Below are 15,622 nucleotides of genomic sequence, written 5' to 3' on the forward strand. Positions count from 1 at the left end.
GAGAGGGAGAAAAGGCTACTTAATCGGTGAATTCCGGCGCTTACGCGGGTGATGGAAATGTCGCCAGTGTGGATCCTGCGCGGCTGCCAGCAGTTCGTGATCGCCGCGAGTGTCTCCCCAGGCGCGCAGGTGATACGCGTTGAGATCGCCATACACCTTTTCCAGCCTTGCCACTTTCTGAGCACAGCGGCAATTATTGCCCGTGATACGTCCTGTCAGCTTACCGTTTTTCACTTCCAGCTGTGTGCCAATCAGCTTAATGCCGAGTTTGTCAGCCCACGGCTGTAGCACCAGGGCAGGAGACGCGGAACAGATCGTTACTTCTGCACCGGAGTTCACCTCAGCTGCCACCGCCAGAACCCCTTCCGGGCGCATCAGCTTGTTCCAGTATTTTTCACAAAAGGCTTCCGCCTGCTGGCGTAACCAGTGTTCATCCACGCCTGTCAGGAACGTTTTAATCAGCACTTCTTTCAGCTCATCGCGCGTCAGCTTGCGGCGCACGCAGTGGAGCGTTGGCAGCGCCATACGCACCAGGCGGCCCGCGAAGTAACGTTTACCAAAGGCAAAACGCAGGAAAGGGATAAAGCTGTCGTGGTGCGTTAATGTTCCATCAAAGTCAAAGACAGAGAGCACGTTGGATTTTGCCACCGTCTCGTCGGCAATCATATTGGTCATAAATACGTCTTAGCTGAAATACACATTCTGTTGATCAGTTTACCTGCTTTACCTGGACAGTCCTTACATCACAACCATTTTTTTATCGATCTTGCGATCTGAAAGTGAGTCCATTTTTGGCCTCGATAAATATTGGTTAAAAAATGCCCTGTCTATATTATCGCCGCATTGAAAGATTTTTCGGGGGAACATTGGCCCCCACAGGTAAGGAATAATTCACTCTCAGATCCTTTTTTGATATGACGTTCAGATCGCTTATTTCAATCCTCACGTTAAGTTTTGCTTCATTTTCCGCATTCAGTTTTGAGCTGCCTGCATCCATGATCTCGATGAACAGCGCATTTGCAGTATCGCCAGCGAAATCGGCTCTGTTTCACCAGGAAACAGGCCCGCTACGCTCGCGCATCCTCGATCAATACCAGAAGTGGAAGGGGACTCACTATCAGTGGGGCGGAACCACGCATCGCGGGGTGGATTGCTCCGCACTGATGCAACATCTGTTCAGCGAAGCGGCACACCTCAATTTACCGCGCACGACGAGCGAACAGATCCATCGCGGTGTACAGGTAGCGCAATATCGCCTGAAGGCAGGAGACCTGGTGTTCTTCCAGACGGGACCAAACCGCAAGCACGTAGGCGTTTATATTGGCAATAGTCAGTTTATTCACGCCTCAAGTAGCCAGGGAGTAACGGTCTCCACCCTGACGGATGACTACTGGCAAGAACACTACATTACTGCCCGTCGGGTCGCAGGCAGTACGGCCTGACGACATTAAATGATGTCATCCACGACGCCGCCATCGACGCGCAATGCCGCGCCCGAGGTGGCGGAGGCCTGGGTCGAACAGACATAAATCACCATATTGGCCACCTCTTCAACCGTGGCCGCGCGCTGGATAACCGAGCTGGGGCGGTTGGCCATCACAAACTCTTTCGCCAGCTGTTCCAGCGATTTACCAGTTTTTTCGATTTCATCCTTCATCATTTCGGCGAAACCGTCAGACATCGTCGGCCCTGGCAACACGCTGTTGACCGTCACACCACTTCCCGCCACGAACTTCGCCAGTCCGCGCGCCAGCGAAAGCTGCGCCGTTTTGGTCACGCCGTAGTGGATCATATCCGCCGGGATATTGCAGGCCGACTCGGAGGAAATAAACACCACGCGTCCCCAGCCTTTCTGCACCATGCCCGGCAGTAAGGCGCGGGAGAGGCGTACGCCGGACATCACGTTGGTCTGCCAGTAACGCTCCCAGATGTCATCGTCGGTAGCATAGAAATCCTGCGGTCCGTAAATTCCGGCGTTGTTGACCAGGATATCAACGTTGCCCGCGACCTTCACAAGCGATTCGACCCCTTCTGCTGTGCTGAGATCGGCAATCGCGGCACGCACCTGTACGCCAGGCACGACCTGCTGAAGCTGTTGAATACCTTTATTCACCGATTCCGTGCTACGGCCATTGACGATTACTTCCGCACCACTTTCCGCCAGACCTCTGGCAATAGCGAACCCGATCCCGCCGGTTGAGGCCGTCACCAGCGCCACTTTCCCCGCAAAGTCGATTTTCATCATCCACTCCTTATCGTTTTAACGTTCGGACCTTAAAGCGTAGCAGGTGGTGATGATGGCTCATGGCTAAAAAGGCGCACCAGCGTTTCAACCTGCTCATCAAGCGGGGTGAGGGAGCGTTTAACAATCAGGTGAAGCGGCGTTGCTCTGCGCGCGCCGTGGCTCAGCGGCAGACGTTTCAGTACACCGTGATCCAGCTGGGTCTGGATGCGTTCTTCTGGCAGCCAGCCGTAGCCAACCTGAGAGACAACGGCCTCAATGGCGGCATCAATGGTGGAAAACGTCCACGATTCGCCGGCAGCGCGCGCGGTAGTCTGGTTGTCCGCAATCTGGATGAGCGGCCACGGGCGCAGCATGTCGTCGTTAAGCGGTGCGTCGAGGTTAAAGAGGGGATGCTGATGATGCGCCACGGCAACAAAGTCGATATTCATCAGCCATTCGCCGAGCCCGGTCATGTCCTGGCGGCGCGTCAGAACCATGATATCGGCTTCGTCATTCATGGCATCGGCACGGGACGTTTCCAGCACTTCGGTTAGGCGTACCTGAGTTTGCGGATACTGTTGCTGGAACTGACGCAGAATGGCGAACAGGCGGCGACGCGGGAAAACCGTGTCTACGACCAGATCCAACCGCGTGCGCATCCCGTTGCGAAGGGTTCCTGCGCGCGTCTCAACATACGAAAAGGCTTTCAGCAACGGTTTCACCTGGTTGAGAAGAAGTTCTCCTGCGGGGGTTAGCACTGCTCGTCGTCCTTCTGGTGCCAGCAGCGCCACGCCCAGTCGCTCCTGCAACAGCGACAGGTTATAGCTGACGGAGGACTGGCTGCGGTGGGTTTCTTCCGCTGCTTTGGCAAAGCTACCTGCCTCAACCACTTTCGCCAGTAAAGACCATTGTTCCAGCGTCGTCTTGTGCATAACATATCTAAATTTTGGATGAATTTGATTAAAACATAGCGTTATTCATCCATTTTTTGAAGGGGTACGATCGTCTCATCAAAACAAAGGAGACATCTTATGAACACCTTCGACAAACACGACTTAAGCGGCTTCGTTGGCAAACACCTTGTTTATACCTATGACAATGGCTGGAACTACGAGATTTACGTAAAAAATGAGACCACCCTTGATTACCGTATTCATAGCGGTCTTGTGGCAAACCGTTGGGTAAAAGATCAGCAGGCCTATATCGTACGGGTAGGGGAGAGTATCTATAAAATTTCCTGGACAGAGCCAACCGGGACGGATGTGAGCCTGATTGTAAACCTGGGCGATAAACTGTTTCACGGCACCATCTTCTTCCCGCGCTGGGTCATGAACAATCCGGAAAAAACCGTCTGCTTCCAGAACGAGCATATTCCTCTTATGAATAGCTATCGCGATGCCGGTCCGGCCTATCCAACTGAAGTGATTGATGAGTTTGCTACGATCACCTTTGTACGCGATTGCGGTGCGGATAATGAAAGCATTATCGCCTGCGCAGCCAGCGAGTTACCTAAAAACTTTCCAGAAAACCTATAATAAGCGCGACAATTAACTAAAAAGAAAAGTTCCCGGCTATTTCATATTATTTTGAAATAGCCGGGATTTTTTTTGTTTGTTGATGATTGGTTTAAATGAATTCATTTCAAAATGTTGCGAGAGATCACATTAAAAATATTTAATATTAATTTAACTTGTTGTTTTTCAACTAACTACTAGTTGTCTTATAACGTTGTAAATGCTGTCTTAATTTTTCCCTAAGGAAAGAGAGCTACTTTGATATAAGTTTATGGTTCGTTGAAATATACGGACTGGCATTTGGTTAATATCAAAAACATGCCATTTTTATTGCAAGGAAATTAATAATGAGTGATTTTCTGCCTTTTTCGCGGCCGTCGATGGGCGCTGAGGAAATTGCGGCGCTTCAGGACGTTTTGATGTCGGGCTGGATCACCACGGGGCCTAAGAATCAGGAACTTGAAGAGGCATTCTGTCAACTTACCGGGAACCAGCATGCAATTGCCGTTTGTTCTGCAACAGCAGGAATGCATGTCACGCTGATGGCGTTGGATATTGGCCCGGGCGATGAAGTCATTACCCCCTCCCAGACCTGGGTCTCCACTCTGAATATGATCGTTTTACTGGGCGCAACGCCGGTAATGATTGATGTGGACAAAGATACCTTGATGGTGACACCCGAAGCGGTTGAAACTGCCATCACCCCGCGTACCAAAGCGATTATTCCCGTTCATTATGCCGGCGCGCCGTGTGAAATCGACGCCATCCACGCCATTGGCGAACGCCACGGTATTCCGGTAATTGAAGATGCGGCCCATGCTGCCGGTACTTACTACAAAGACCGTCATGTCGGCTGGAAGGGAACAGCGATTTTCTCTTTCCACGCCATTAAAAATATGACCTGTGCAGAAGGCGGCTTAGTCGTCACGGACAATGCTCAACTGGCACAGCGGATCCGCAGCCTGAAATTCCACGGTCTGGGTGTCGACGCATATGACCGCCAGACGCACGGTCGTGCGCCGCAGGCAGAAGTGATTTCCCCGGGCTATAAATACAACCTGGCGGATATCAACGCCGCGCTGGCGCTGGTGCAGTTGGGCAAACTGAAAGAAGCCAACAAACGACGCCAGGAAATTGCTGAACGCTACCTGCGGGAGCTTGCCGATACGCCGTTCCAGCCGCTCACCATTCCGTCATGGCCGCATGTGCACGCCTGGCACCTGTTTATCATTCGTGTTGATGAAGCGCGCTGCGGGATTTCACGCGACAACCTGATGGCAGCGCTGAAAGAGAAAGGCATCGGTACCGGCCTCCATTTCCGCGCGGCTCACACCCAAAAATACTACCGCGAGCGTTTTCCTGATGTATCGCTCCCGAATTCAGAATGGAATAGCGCGCGTATTTGTTCTCTCCCTCTTTTCCCGGACATGACTCATGACGACACAACCCGCGTCATTACCGCGCTCCATCAGCTTGCAGGAAATTGATATGTTCAGTGCACCGCCTGTACAAAAAGTTTCTGTGGTGATCCCCGTTTATAACGAGCAGGAGAGCCTGCCTGAACTGATCCGCCGCACAACCGCCGCCTGCGACACCATGGGCAAAGCGTATGAAATTCTGCTGGTGGATGATGGCAGCAGCGATAACTCCGCACTGATGCTGACCGAAGCCGCACAGGCAGAGGGCAGCCATGTTGTTGCCGTGTTGCTCAACCGTAATTACGGCCAGCACTCCGCTATTATGGCCGGGTTCAGCCATGTCACGGGCGATCTGATCATCACCCTGGACGCTGACCTGCAAAATCCGCCGGAAGAGATCCCGCGTCTGGTGGCGAAAGCCGATGAGGGTTATGACGTTGTCGGTACGGTGCGTCAAAACCGTCAGGACAGTATGTTCCGTAAGCTGGCCTCACGCACCATCAACCGCCTTATCCAGCGTACTACCGGTAAAGCGATGGGCGATTATGGCTGCATGCTGCGCGCCTACCGCCGCCATATTGTCGACGCCATGCTTCATTGCCATGAACGCAGCACCTTTATTCCGATTCTCGCTAACACCTTTGCCCGTAAGGCAACGGAAATCCCGGTTATGCATGCCGAGCGCGAGCATGGGGAGTCGAAGTACAGCTTTATGCGCCTCATCAACCTGATGTACGACCTCATCACCTGCCTGACCACCACACCGCTGCGCCTGCTGAGCGTTTTCGGCAGCATCATCGCCGTGGCCGGGTTTGCGCTGTCCGTACTGTTGGTCGTGCTGCGCCTGGTCTTTGGCCCGCAGTGGGCGGCGGAAGGGGTCTTCATGCTCTTTGCCGTACTGTTTATGTTCATCGGCGCCCAGTTTGTCGGAATGGGCCTGCTGGGTGAATACATTGGCCGTATCTATAACGATGTTCGCGCACGTCCGCGCTACTTTATTCAACGTGTTGTCCGTCAGGAACACAAAGCATCTCAAGAGGAAATCCACCCATGAAAGCTGTTGTATTTGCCTATCACGATATGGGGTGCACGGGCACGCTGGCCCTGCTGGAAGCGGGCTACGACATTGCTGCAATCTTTACTCATCCGGACACGGCGGGAGAGAATAACTTTTTCGGCTCTGTAGCGCGTATCGCCGCTGAGCGTGGTATTCCAGTTTATGCACCGGACGATGTAAACCACCCGCTGTGGGTGGATCGCATCCGCGCGCTCGCGCCTGATGTTATCTTCTCGTTCTACTACCGTAACTTGATTTCCGACGAGATCTTAGGTCTGGCCGCCAAAGGGGCATTCAACCTTCACGGCTCCCTGCTGCCGGCCTACCGTGGCCGCGCGCCGCTGAACTGGGTACTGGTCAATGGTGAAACCGAAACCGGCGTGACCCTGCACCGTATGGTGCATCGTGCGGATGCGGGCGCTATCGTGGCACAGCAGAAAGTGGCTATTGATGCCGACGAAACGGCGCTGCAGCTGCATCAAAAACTGAATGCAACCGCGCAGACGCTGCTGCGTGATGCACTGCCAGCGATCCTTGGCGGTACGTTCAGCGAGACTGCGCAGGATGAGAGCAAAGCGAGCACCTTTGGCCGCCGCGCACCGGAAGATGGTCGTCTGGACTGGAACAAACCCGCTCGCCAGCTGCACAACCTGGTGCGTGCGGTGACCGATCCATGGCCGGGCGCTTACAGTTTTGCGGGTGTCAGCAAATTTATCGTCTGGAAATCCCGCGTGCGCGACGACATTCCAGCGGCAAAACCAGGGACCGTTGTCTCTGTCTCCCCGCTGATCGTGAGCTGTGGTGAGCAGGCTCTGGAGATCGTGACCGGACAAACCGATAACGGTCTGTATGTTCAGGGTACTCAACTGGCACAGTCTTTAGGTCTGGTGACCGGGGCGCTGATCACCAGTGCGCCAGTTGTTGCCATCAAACGCCGCACCCGTGTGTTGATCCTCGGCGTGAACGGCTTTATCGGGAACCACCTGACTGAACGTCTGCTCAAGGACGATAACTACGAAATCTATGGTCTGGATATCGGCTCTGATGCGATCAGCCGTTTCCTCAGCAACCCGCGTTTCCACTTCGTGGAAGGGGATATCAGCATCCATTCAGAATGGATCGAATATCACATTAAAAAATGCGACGTGGTGCTGCCGCTGGTCGCCATTGCCACGCCGATTGAGTACACCCGTAACCCGCTTCGCGTGTTCGAGCTGGACTTCGAAGAGAACCTGAAGATCATCCGCGATTGCGTAAAATACGACAAACGCATCATCTTCCCGTCTACCTCTGAAGTGTACGGCATGTGTACCGACAAAAACTTCGATGAAGACACCTCCAATCTGGTGGTCGGGCCGATCAACAAACAGCGCTGGATTTATTCCGTCTCCAAACAACTGCTGGACCGCGTGATTTGGGCCTACGGTGAGAAAGAGGGCCTGCGCTTTACCCTGTTCCGTCCGTTTAACTGGATGGGCCCACGTCTGGATAACCTGAACGCGGCGCGTATCGGTAGCTCACGTGCGATCACGCAGCTGATCCTGAACCTGGTTGAGGGCTCCCCAATCAAGCTTATCGAAGGCGGCAAACAGAAACGCTGCTTTACTGATATTAGCGATGGTATCGAAGCGCTGTTCCGCATCATCGAAAACAAAGATAACCGCTGCAACGGTGAGATCATCAACATCGGTAACCCGGACAACGAAGCGAGCATTCGTGAACTGGCAGAGATGCTGCTGGCAAGCTTTGAGCGCCATCCACTGCGCCATAAATTCCCGCCATTTGCCGGTTTCCGCGAAGTAGAAAGCAGCAGCTATTATGGCAAAGGGTATCAGGACGTTGAGCACCGTAAGCCAAGCATTCGCAATGCGAAGCGCTGCCTGAACTGGACGCCAACGGTTAAGATGGAGCAGACCATTGATGAGACGCTCGATTTCTTCCTGCGCACTGTGGAGCTGTCGGAACAGGACTCATGAAAAAAGTCGGTTTACGCATTGATGTCGACACCTTCAGGGGGACGCGTGACGGCGTACCCAAACTGCTGGAACTGCTGAGCAAGCACGATGTGCGTTCAAGCATTTTCTTCAGCGTGGGGCCTGACAACATGGGACGCCATTTATGGCGTCTGATTAAACCGGCATTTCTGTTCAAAATGCTGCGCTCACGCGCAGCATCCCTCTATGGCTGGGATATTTTGCTGGCCGGGACCGCATGGCCCGGCAGGCGTATCGGTGCGGGTAATGAAGCGATTATCCGTGAAGCGACACGGCAACATGAGGTCGGCCTGCATGCCTGGGATCACCATGCCTGGCAAGCGTGGGCTGGCGTCTGGGACATATCGCGCCTGACCCGTGAAGTCGAGCGCGGTATGCTGGAGCTGGAGGCCATTACCTGCCAGCCAGTGTGTTGTTCCGCCGTGGCAGGGTGGCGTGCGGATCAACGTGTTGTGAAAGCCAAAGAATCCTTCGCATTCCGCTACAACAGCGACTGTCGCGGTACCGGGCCATTTTTACCGCTGTTAGGGGAAAATCGCTACGGGACGGTGCAGATCCCGGTCACGCTTCCCACCTGGGATGAAGTGGTTGGCCGCGAGGTGAAGGCTGAGGAGTTCAATCGCTACATTCTGGACCGCATGCATCGCGATACCGGTACGCCGGTGTATACCATCCACGCAGAAGTGGAAGGGATTGCGTATCAGCATGATTTCGATGAACTGCTGACGATGGCTGCTCAGGAGGGAATTCAGTTCTGTCCGCTGAGTGAGTTGCTGCCAGACGATCTCAGCGTCCTGCCCGTGGGCAAAATAGTACGTAATGAAATGGCTGGCCGGGAAGGCTGGCTTGGCTATCAACAAACCGTGAGTCCGGTCCCATGAAAACAGCCCGTTATGGCTTAGCGCTTCTCGCACTGTTTATCGTTTACTACCTCATCCCTGTCGATATCCGCCTGCTGTGGCAACCTGATGAAACGCGATATGCGGAAATCAGCCGCGAAATGCTGGCATCAGGAGACTGGGTTGTCCCGCATTTTCTGGGGCTGCGTTACTTTGAAAAACCGATTGCTGGCTACTGGATCAACAGTATCGGGCAATTGTTGTTTGGGGATACAAACCTTGCCGTGCGTGCCGGGGCCATATTCTCTACCGGGTTTGCGGCGCTGCTGGTCATCTGGATGGCCTGGCGCCTCTGGCGGGATAAACGCGTTGCCATATTCTCCGGCCTTATCTTCCTGACGCTGTTCCTGGTTTACGGCATCGGTACTTATGCCGTGCTGGATCCCATCATCACCCTGTGGCTGGTGGCGGCGATGTGCAGTTTCTGGCTGGCCTCTCAGGCTGAAACCGTAGTCGGAAAAGCAGGGGGGTACGTGCTCCTTGGGCTGGCTTGCGGCATGGGAGTGATGACCAAAGGCTTCCTGGCGCTGGCAGTACCGGTGATTGGCGTGCTGCCGTGGGTCATCGCCCAGAAGCGCTGGAAAGAGGTGCTGATTTTTGGCTGGCTGGCGATCCTGAGTTGTGTGCTTATCGTTCTGCCCTGGGCACTGGCGATTGCACATCGTGAACCTGATTTCTGGCGTTACTTCTTCTGGGTTGAGCATATTCAGCGTTTTGCCCAGAGCGATGCCCAGCACAAAGCGCCATTCTGGTATTACCTGCCATTCCTGGTCGCGGGTAGTCTGCCGTGGTTAGCCTTGTTGCCAGGCGCGTTCCGTCTTGGCTGGAATGACAGACAAAACACGGCTGGTGGATTCTATCTGCTGGGATGGGTGGTGATGCCGCTGCTGTTCTTCAGTATTGCCAAAGGCAAGCTCCCGACCTATATCCTGCCTTGTTTTGCCCCGCTGGCGATTCTGATGGCGCGCTATGCCTGCCTCGCGGCGGAAAAAGGTGCTCGCGTGCTGCGCATTAACGGGGGGATCAACCTGGCGTTTGGTGCCATCGGCGTGGTGGCCGCTCTGGTCGTCTCGCCGTGGGGGCTCTCTAAACACCCGGTCTGGACGTCGGTAGAACTGTATAAAGTCTTCTGCGCGGTGGTCGCGTTCCTGATTTGGGCCGTAGTGGGCTGGTTTACGCTCAGGCAGAGTCAGCAACGCTGGTGGTTAGCGGCGTTGTGTCCTGCCGGGCTGGCGTTGTTGATTGGTTTTGCCATTCCTAACCTGGTGGTGGATTCCAAACAGCCACAGTCGCTGGTCGACACCGTGCGCGATCCGCTGCAGGACAGTCGGTTTGTGCTGGCCAATAATGTCGGTGTGGCCTCTGCTCTGGCGTGGGAACTTAAGCGTAATGACATCATTCTGTTTGGTCAGAGTGGCGAACTGCGCTATGGCCTGGATTACCCTGATGCGAAAGACCGTTTTGTCGGTAAATCTGATTTCGCCGGGTGGCTGGCGGAACATCGTCAGCAGGGGCGCATATCGCTGGTGATTCTGCTGTCAAAACGCGACGATCTTAAGCGTGCCAATTTGCCAGAACCGGACAGCCTGTATATCCAGGGCCGTCTGGCCTACCTTCAGTATCTACCGAAGTGATGACCTGGCTCTGGCTGATACTGGCAAGCTTGCTCAGCTGCGCGGGGCAGCTTTGCCAGAAGCAAGCCACCCGTCCGGCGAAAGCCGGGCGGCGTGGTGTTCATATTGCGCTGTGGCTTGGCCTGGCCCTGTTGGCACTGGGCTGCGGGATGCTGGTCTGGCTGGTGGTGTTACAACGTCTGCCTGTCGGCATTGCTTACCCTATGTTAAGCCTCAATTTTGTCTGGGTGACGCTGGCGGCGAAGACCGTCTGGCGTGAGAACGTTGCTTCGCATCACTGGCTGGGGGTTGGGTTTATCATCATTGGCATTATTGTGCTGGGAGGAAGCCTGTGAAAGGGACGTTCTGGGCCTTATGCAGCGTACTGTTAGTCAGCGCCGCGCAGCTGCTGCTGCGAAGCGCCATGCAGGCGCTTCCCCCTGTCAGTGATGTCCTGGCATTAATTTCTGCCATCTGGCACTTCTCATCCGGAACCGGTGCACTGCTGCTGGGGTTAACGGGGTATGTAGCCTCTATGGGCTGCTGGTATCTGGCCTTGCATCGTATGGCGCTCAGCAAAGCGTATGCCTTGCTGAGTCTCAGTTATATTCTGGTATGGGGCGCTGCAATCCTGTTGCCTGGCTGGGAGGAACGTTTCTCCTGGCACGGGCTGGTGGGGGTGGGGTTTATTATTCTCGGCGTGCTGGTGATATTTCTGCCCCGAACGTCTCGTGGTGCAAAATCGCCCCGGGAGTAAGGGTAAACGGGGTAGGGGTGCAGACGGCGAGACTGAGCGAGCCAAACTGAAGCTGGCTCACTGAGTGGCACTGTGAGGTGCTGTCGATACTGACAATTTGCCAGGCACTGCCGCCTCGCTGCTTCACAATCGCCTCTTTTCGCGTCCAGATCCCCCAGAACGCGGGTAGCTTTGCCTCCGGCGCTTCGCGCTCCAGCTCCGCATGTTCCGCCACGCTGAAAACGGCGTTCGCCAGTGCCTGCCAGTTCTCGCGCGGGCGGATCACTTCGATATCACAGCCCACTTCGCCTTCATCGCTCACCAGCAGGGCGATGTCGTCCCCGCTATGACTCAGGTTAAACCAGAGCCGATGGTCTTTTGCAAAGGCGGGTTTTCCCTGTTCGCCGTACACAATGTCAGGCAGTAGAGAAGGGGACAATGCCCGGGCGAGCAGCGTCCTGCCAGCCAGCCAGGAACGGTGTCTCGCACCCTGAGGTGCCATATCTGCGAGCGTTGACGCCAGCGGGTCCGCGCTAAGGGTGGAGATTTTTCCCAGTATAAACTGGTACATAGTTACGCCCAGCGTTTGATGATGATAGAGGTATTGATACCGCCAAATGCGAAGTTATTGCTTTGCAGATACTCGCAGTCAATCTGACGGGCTTCCCCCATAATATAATCTAAAGCACCGCATTGCTCATCCGGTTGTCTTAAATTGAGGGTCGGGGCAAACCAGCCTTCACGCATCATCTGCACACTCATCCACGCTTCCAGCGCACCACAGGCACCTAACGTGTGGCCAAAATAGCTCTTCAGTGAGGAGATGGGGACCCTGTCGCCAAAGATGGCGGCAGTGGCCTGGCTTTCGGCGATATCACCGCGATCGGTGGCGGTACCGTGTGCGGAAATATACCCAATGTCCGCTGCGCGTAAACCTGCCATCGCCAGCGATTGCTCCATGCAAATCTGCATGGTTTCACGCTGTGGTTGGGTGATGTGCGCCGCATCGCAGTTGGTGGCAAAGCCCACGATCTCACCGTAGATAGTCGCCCCGCGCGCTTTGGCGTGCTCCAGCTCTTCCAGAATCAGCGTGCCAGCCCCTTCACCGATGACCAGACCATCGCGTGCTGTATCGAAGGGTGACGGTGTGGTTTTCGGCGCGTCATTGCGCTGGCTGGTGGCGAACAGCGTATCAAATACCGCCGCTTCTGACGGACAAAGCTCCTCGGCACCCCCGGCAACCATGACGGTTTGATAGCCGTGGCGAATGGCTTCCCAGGCGTAACCGATGGCCTGACTGCCGGAAGTACAGGCACTCGACGTCGGGATTACGCGGCCACGTAACCCAAAGAACAGACCGGTATTGACCGCGGTGGTGTGCGGCATCATTTGCACATAGGTGGTGCCGGTAATGTTATTGGTGTGTTTTTCCATCAGCATGGAGGCGAAGTCGCTGACAGGTCCCGTGCTGCCCGTGGATGAACCATAGGCGATGCCGGTTTGCCCCTGCGTCAGTACCGCGTCATCGATCAAGCCCGCCTGCTCAAGCGCCAGTTCGGTGGCGCGGGTGGAGAGCAACGACACGCGGCCCATGGCTCGAATGCGCTTGCGGGTATAGTGTGCCGGGAGGGTGAAATCCTCGATGGGGGCGGCCAGCAGCGTTTGCAGACCGGCATATTCTTGCCACTCCGTCATGGTGCGTACGGCATTTTCGTAGCCAAGCAGACGCTGTGAAATGGTCGGCCAGTCCTCGCCAAAGGCGGTCACGCCCCCCATTCCTGTGATTACCACCCGACGCGTCATAACATCCCCCCGTTGATCGAGATCACCTGGCGTGTCACATAGCCTGCCCGGTCCGACATCAGATAACTCGCCAGACCGGCCACCTCGTCGGCCTGTCCCATGCGCTGCATCGGGATCATGGACATTGCCTCTTTCAGCGCAGCCTCTTCCATCTCGATCATGCCGGTATCAATCAGCCCTGGCGCGATACAGTTAACGGTAATTTTGCGCTTTGCCAGTTCAATGGCCAGCGCTTTGGTGGCGCCGATAATACCGGCTTTGGCGGCACTGTAGTTCACCTGTCCACGATTGCCCATCACGCCTGACACGGACGACAGGGTGATAATTCGCCCGCCTTTGCGGGTGCTAATCATCGGCATAATGCAGGGATGAATGACGTTATAAAAACTGTCGAGGTTGGTGTGGATGACACTGTCCCAGTCCTCTTCGCTGAGCGCCGGAAATGCGCCATCGCGGGTGATCCCGGCATTACTGACCACGCCATACCATGCACCAAACGTACTGATTTCCTGTTCCAGAACCTCGCAGCACTGCTCGCGGTTACCCACGTCAAACGTCAGTAAGCGGCCTGTACCGCCGGCCTGAACAATCGCATCCAGCGTTTCCTGAGCGCCGTCAGCATCACGATGATAATGCACGCCCACGGTGAATCCGTCAGCCGCAAGCTGACAGGCGATTGCGCGGCCAATGCCTTTGCTGGCGCCGGTAACCAGTACGGAACGCGTCATAATGGAGCTCCCTGAGTGAAAAGTGAGGTGAGTTCGTCCTCGCTGGGCTGGAAGGTATTTACGCGGCCCGTGGCAAGAGGGACGTTATCTGCCTGGATACTACATTCAAAGCTGCCAAAACGTTCATCCTGCATCAGGCGTTCGATGGTGATGGTTAATGTGGTGCCTGCGGCAAAGCGCCCTGCGCTGCATACCAGCTCGCGCGCACCCAACACCATGCCCAGCGCGCTGTGGGGCAAGCCTTTTTGCAGACGGTGCCATTCAGACCAGACGCCCACGGTCTGGGCCATCAGTTCCAGCGCAAACCAGCCAGGCAGATCGCCGTCAGCGTTCAGGAACGGAGCAAGCACACCGTGCCCGTCGACGGTGACGCTGCACACCGCGCTGCTGTCGGTGACACGCTCAACGCGCTCCAGCAGCATCATCGGCGCGTCGTGAGGCAGGTAGTCACTGGGGGATAAATAACTCATGACACTCTCCCCAGCAGAAGGCTGGCATTGTTACCGCCAAAGGCAAATGAGTTCGATAAAATCACCGGTTTTGTCAGCGGCGCACTCTGATGCAGTAAACCGCAAGGCGGCAGCGTGTCGTCCGGCGCGTAGCGGGCAAAATCCTGCGGTGGCAGCGGCAGATCACGAGTCAGGATCAGCCAGCTTAATGCGGCTTCGGTGATCCCGGCTGCGCCAAGCGTATGGCCGGTGAGGTGTTTGGTAGAACTGCACGGTACCCGGTCGCCAAAGAGGGCGTTAATCACGTGCGCCTCAATGCGATCGTTGAGGGGGGTGGCGGTGCCATGTAAATTAATATAGCCCACGTCATCTGCCGTCATTCCCGCCTCGTTCAGTGCCTGGGTAATCGCGCGAATAGCGCCTTCCCCCTCGGGATGTGGGGCAGAGATATGGTAAGCATCGCTCGATTCTCCCGCCCCCAGCAGCGCAACTTGATCCGGTTCGCGGGTCAGCACCATGAGTGCCGCCGCTTCACCGATGGTGATCCCCCGGCGGTCGCGGCCAAACGGTTCACACTGCGTCGGCGAGAACGATTCAAGGCTGTTAAAACCGTTGACCGGCATTCGGCTTAAGCTATCTGCACCACCAACAATAGCCACGTCCACCAGTCCGGCATCGATCAGACGCTGTCCGCTGATGATCGCCCGGGCGCTGGAGGAGCATGCGGTCGAAATGGTATACGCCGGGCCATCCAGCTGCAGCCAGTTGGCCAGGAAGCGAGAGGGGTCGCCCAGCTCCTGCTGCGGATACTGCCATTGCGGGCTGCGCTCGCCGTTCAGGGAGAGGCGCACGTACTCATCGCCTTCATCCAGCCCCGAGGTGCTGGTGCCAAGCACCACCGCCACGCGGTCGCGACCCACGCGCGCAATGGCTGCCTCGACGGCAGGCAGAATCTGTGCCAGCGCAGCCAACAACAGCTGATTGTTACGGCTGCGATGTGCTGACAGGTTATCCGGTATCGGCGGTAGTTCACCCTCTACGCCACCCAGCATGGCATCGGGTAACCCTTGCAGCCATCCTGCGCGATGACGCATACCCGGCGCAACTCCGGCGTTCAGGTTTGCCGCGATCTCATCGGCTGAGTTGCCCAGCGCGTTGACCATGCCAACAGCGGAAATGTAAATCAT

The 15,622-nt window shown here is 55.7% G+C and carries 17 protein-coding genes; 9 read left to right on the plus strand and 8 right to left on the minus strand.

The window, feature by feature from the left end; translation table 11 throughout:
* Positions 1-15 precede the first annotated feature (15 nt).
* Positions 16-675, minus strand: coding sequence for an HAD family hydrolase (locus WB237_RS19355; RefSeq protein ID WP_114979299.1), 660 nt, complete (start codon positions 673-675; stop codon positions 16-18).
* Between the two features lie 239 nt (positions 676-914).
* Between WB237_RS19355 and WB237_RS19360 the strand changes: the two genes are divergently transcribed.
* The gene (locus tag WB237_RS19360) at positions 915-1,442 is read left to right on the plus strand and encodes an NlpC/P60 family protein (RefSeq protein ID WP_442892521.1); all 528 of its coding nucleotides are present in this window, start codon (positions 915-917) and stop codon (positions 1,440-1,442) included.
* Between the two features lie 5 nt (positions 1,443-1,447).
* On the opposite strand, the gene WB237_RS19365 is transcribed toward WB237_RS19360, so the two are convergent.
* Together WB237_RS19365 and WB237_RS19370 are read right to left on the minus strand one after the other, a co-directional pair.
* Complete coding sequence (locus tag WB237_RS19365; RefSeq protein WP_336215690.1) at positions 1,448-2,242, minus strand: SDR family NAD(P)-dependent oxidoreductase; 795 nt, start codon at positions 2,240-2,242, stop codon at positions 1,448-1,450.
* A 32-nt stretch (positions 2,243-2,274) separates the two neighbouring features.
* A complete protein-coding gene (locus WB237_RS19370; protein WP_336215509.1) occupies positions 2,275-3,156 on the minus strand; it encodes a LysR family transcriptional regulator in 882 nt (293 codons plus the stop codon).
* A 99-nt stretch (positions 3,157-3,255) separates the two neighbouring features.
* Here WB237_RS19370 and WB237_RS19375 point away from each other — a divergent pair, with 99 nt between their 5' ends.
* The 8 genes from WB237_RS19375 (at position 3,256) to arnF (ending at position 11,476) form a co-directional block, all read left to right on the plus strand.
* The gene (locus WB237_RS19375) at positions 3,256-3,759 is read left to right on the plus strand and encodes a phenolic acid decarboxylase (RefSeq protein ID WP_336215511.1); all 504 of its coding nucleotides are present in this window, start codon (positions 3,256-3,258) and stop codon (positions 3,757-3,759) included.
* A gap of 326 nt (positions 3,760-4,085) precedes the next feature.
* Positions 4,086-5,225 (plus strand): UDP-4-amino-4-deoxy-L-arabinose aminotransferase, encoded by a 1,140-nt coding sequence (arnB, locus tag WB237_RS19380; RefSeq protein WP_336215514.1) that lies wholly within the window; start codon positions 4,086-4,088, stop codon positions 5,223-5,225.
* Position 5,226: 1 nt separating this feature from the next.
* Complete coding sequence (arnC, locus tag WB237_RS19385; protein ID WP_336215693.1) at positions 5,227-6,210, plus strand: undecaprenyl-phosphate 4-deoxy-4-formamido-L-arabinose transferase; 984 nt, start codon at positions 5,227-5,229, stop codon at positions 6,208-6,210.
* Positions 6,207-8,189: a bifunctional UDP-4-amino-4-deoxy-L-arabinose formyltransferase/UDP-glucuronic acid oxidase ArnA gene (gene arnA / locus WB237_RS19390; protein ID WP_336215516.1), complete on the plus strand. Its 1,983-nt coding sequence runs from the start codon at positions 6,207-6,209 to the stop codon at positions 8,187-8,189. The genes arnC and arnA overlap by 4 nt, the downstream gene beginning before the upstream one ends.
* Positions 8,186-9,088: a 4-deoxy-4-formamido-L-arabinose-phosphoundecaprenol deformylase gene (gene arnD, locus WB237_RS19395; RefSeq protein ID WP_336215519.1), complete on the plus strand. Its 903-nt coding sequence runs from the start codon at positions 8,186-8,188 to the stop codon at positions 9,086-9,088. The genes arnA and arnD overlap by 4 nt, the downstream gene beginning before the upstream one ends.
* Positions 9,085-10,740 carry a lipid IV(A) 4-amino-4-deoxy-L-arabinosyltransferase gene (gene arnT, locus WB237_RS19400; protein WP_336215520.1) on the plus strand — a complete coding sequence of 552 codons (1,656 nt, stop codon included), beginning with the start codon at positions 9,085-9,087 and terminating at the stop codon, positions 10,738-10,740. Before arnD ends, arnT begins: the two co-directional genes overlap by 4 nt.
* A complete protein-coding gene (gene arnE / locus WB237_RS19405) occupies positions 10,740-11,075 on the plus strand; it encodes a 4-amino-4-deoxy-L-arabinose-phosphoundecaprenol flippase subunit ArnE (RefSeq protein ID WP_272910370.1) in 336 nt (111 codons plus the stop codon). Before arnT ends, arnE begins: the two co-directional genes overlap by 1 nt.
* Positions 11,072-11,476, plus strand: a complete 405-nt coding sequence (gene arnF / locus WB237_RS19410) for a 4-amino-4-deoxy-L-arabinose-phosphoundecaprenol flippase subunit ArnF (protein WP_336215523.1) — start codon at positions 11,072-11,074, stop codon at positions 11,474-11,476. Before arnE ends, arnF begins: the two co-directional genes overlap by 4 nt.
* Here the strand turns inward: arnF and acpT are convergent.
* The 5 genes from acpT to WB237_RS19435 are packed head-to-tail and all read right to left on the minus strand — an operon-like array spanning position 11,409 to position 15,622.
* Positions 11,409-12,026, minus strand: coding sequence for a 4'-phosphopantetheinyl transferase AcpT (acpT, locus tag WB237_RS19415; RefSeq protein ID WP_336215525.1), 618 nt, complete (start codon positions 12,024-12,026; stop codon positions 11,409-11,411). The two genes, arnF and acpT, sit on opposite strands and share 68 nt — an antisense overlap.
* Before the next feature lie 2 nt (positions 12,027-12,028).
* On the minus strand, positions 12,029-13,258 hold the full coding sequence (locus tag WB237_RS19420) for a beta-ketoacyl-ACP synthase (RefSeq protein ID WP_336215527.1): 1,230 nt from the start codon (positions 13,256-13,258) through the stop codon (positions 12,029-12,031).
* A complete protein-coding gene (locus tag WB237_RS19425) occupies positions 13,255-13,986 on the minus strand; it encodes a 3-ketoacyl-ACP reductase FabG2 (RefSeq protein ID WP_336215530.1) in 732 nt (243 codons plus the stop codon). Before WB237_RS19425 ends, WB237_RS19420 begins: the two co-directional genes overlap by 4 nt.
* Positions 13,983-14,456: an ApeP family dehydratase gene (locus WB237_RS19430; protein ID WP_336215532.1), complete on the minus strand. Its 474-nt coding sequence runs from the start codon at positions 14,454-14,456 to the stop codon at positions 13,983-13,985. Before WB237_RS19430 ends, WB237_RS19425 begins: the two co-directional genes overlap by 4 nt.
* The gene (locus WB237_RS19435; RefSeq protein ID WP_336215534.1) at positions 14,453-15,622 is read right to left on the minus strand and encodes a beta-ketoacyl-[acyl-carrier-protein] synthase family protein; all 1,170 of its coding nucleotides are present in this window, start codon (positions 15,620-15,622) and stop codon (positions 14,453-14,455) included. Before WB237_RS19435 ends, WB237_RS19430 begins: the two co-directional genes overlap by 4 nt.

Origin of the sequence: Enterobacter sp. P82, assembly GCF_037053385.1 — a bacterium.
In the GTDB taxonomy this organism is placed as follows: Bacteria; Pseudomonadota; Gammaproteobacteria; order Enterobacterales; family Enterobacteriaceae; genus Enterobacter.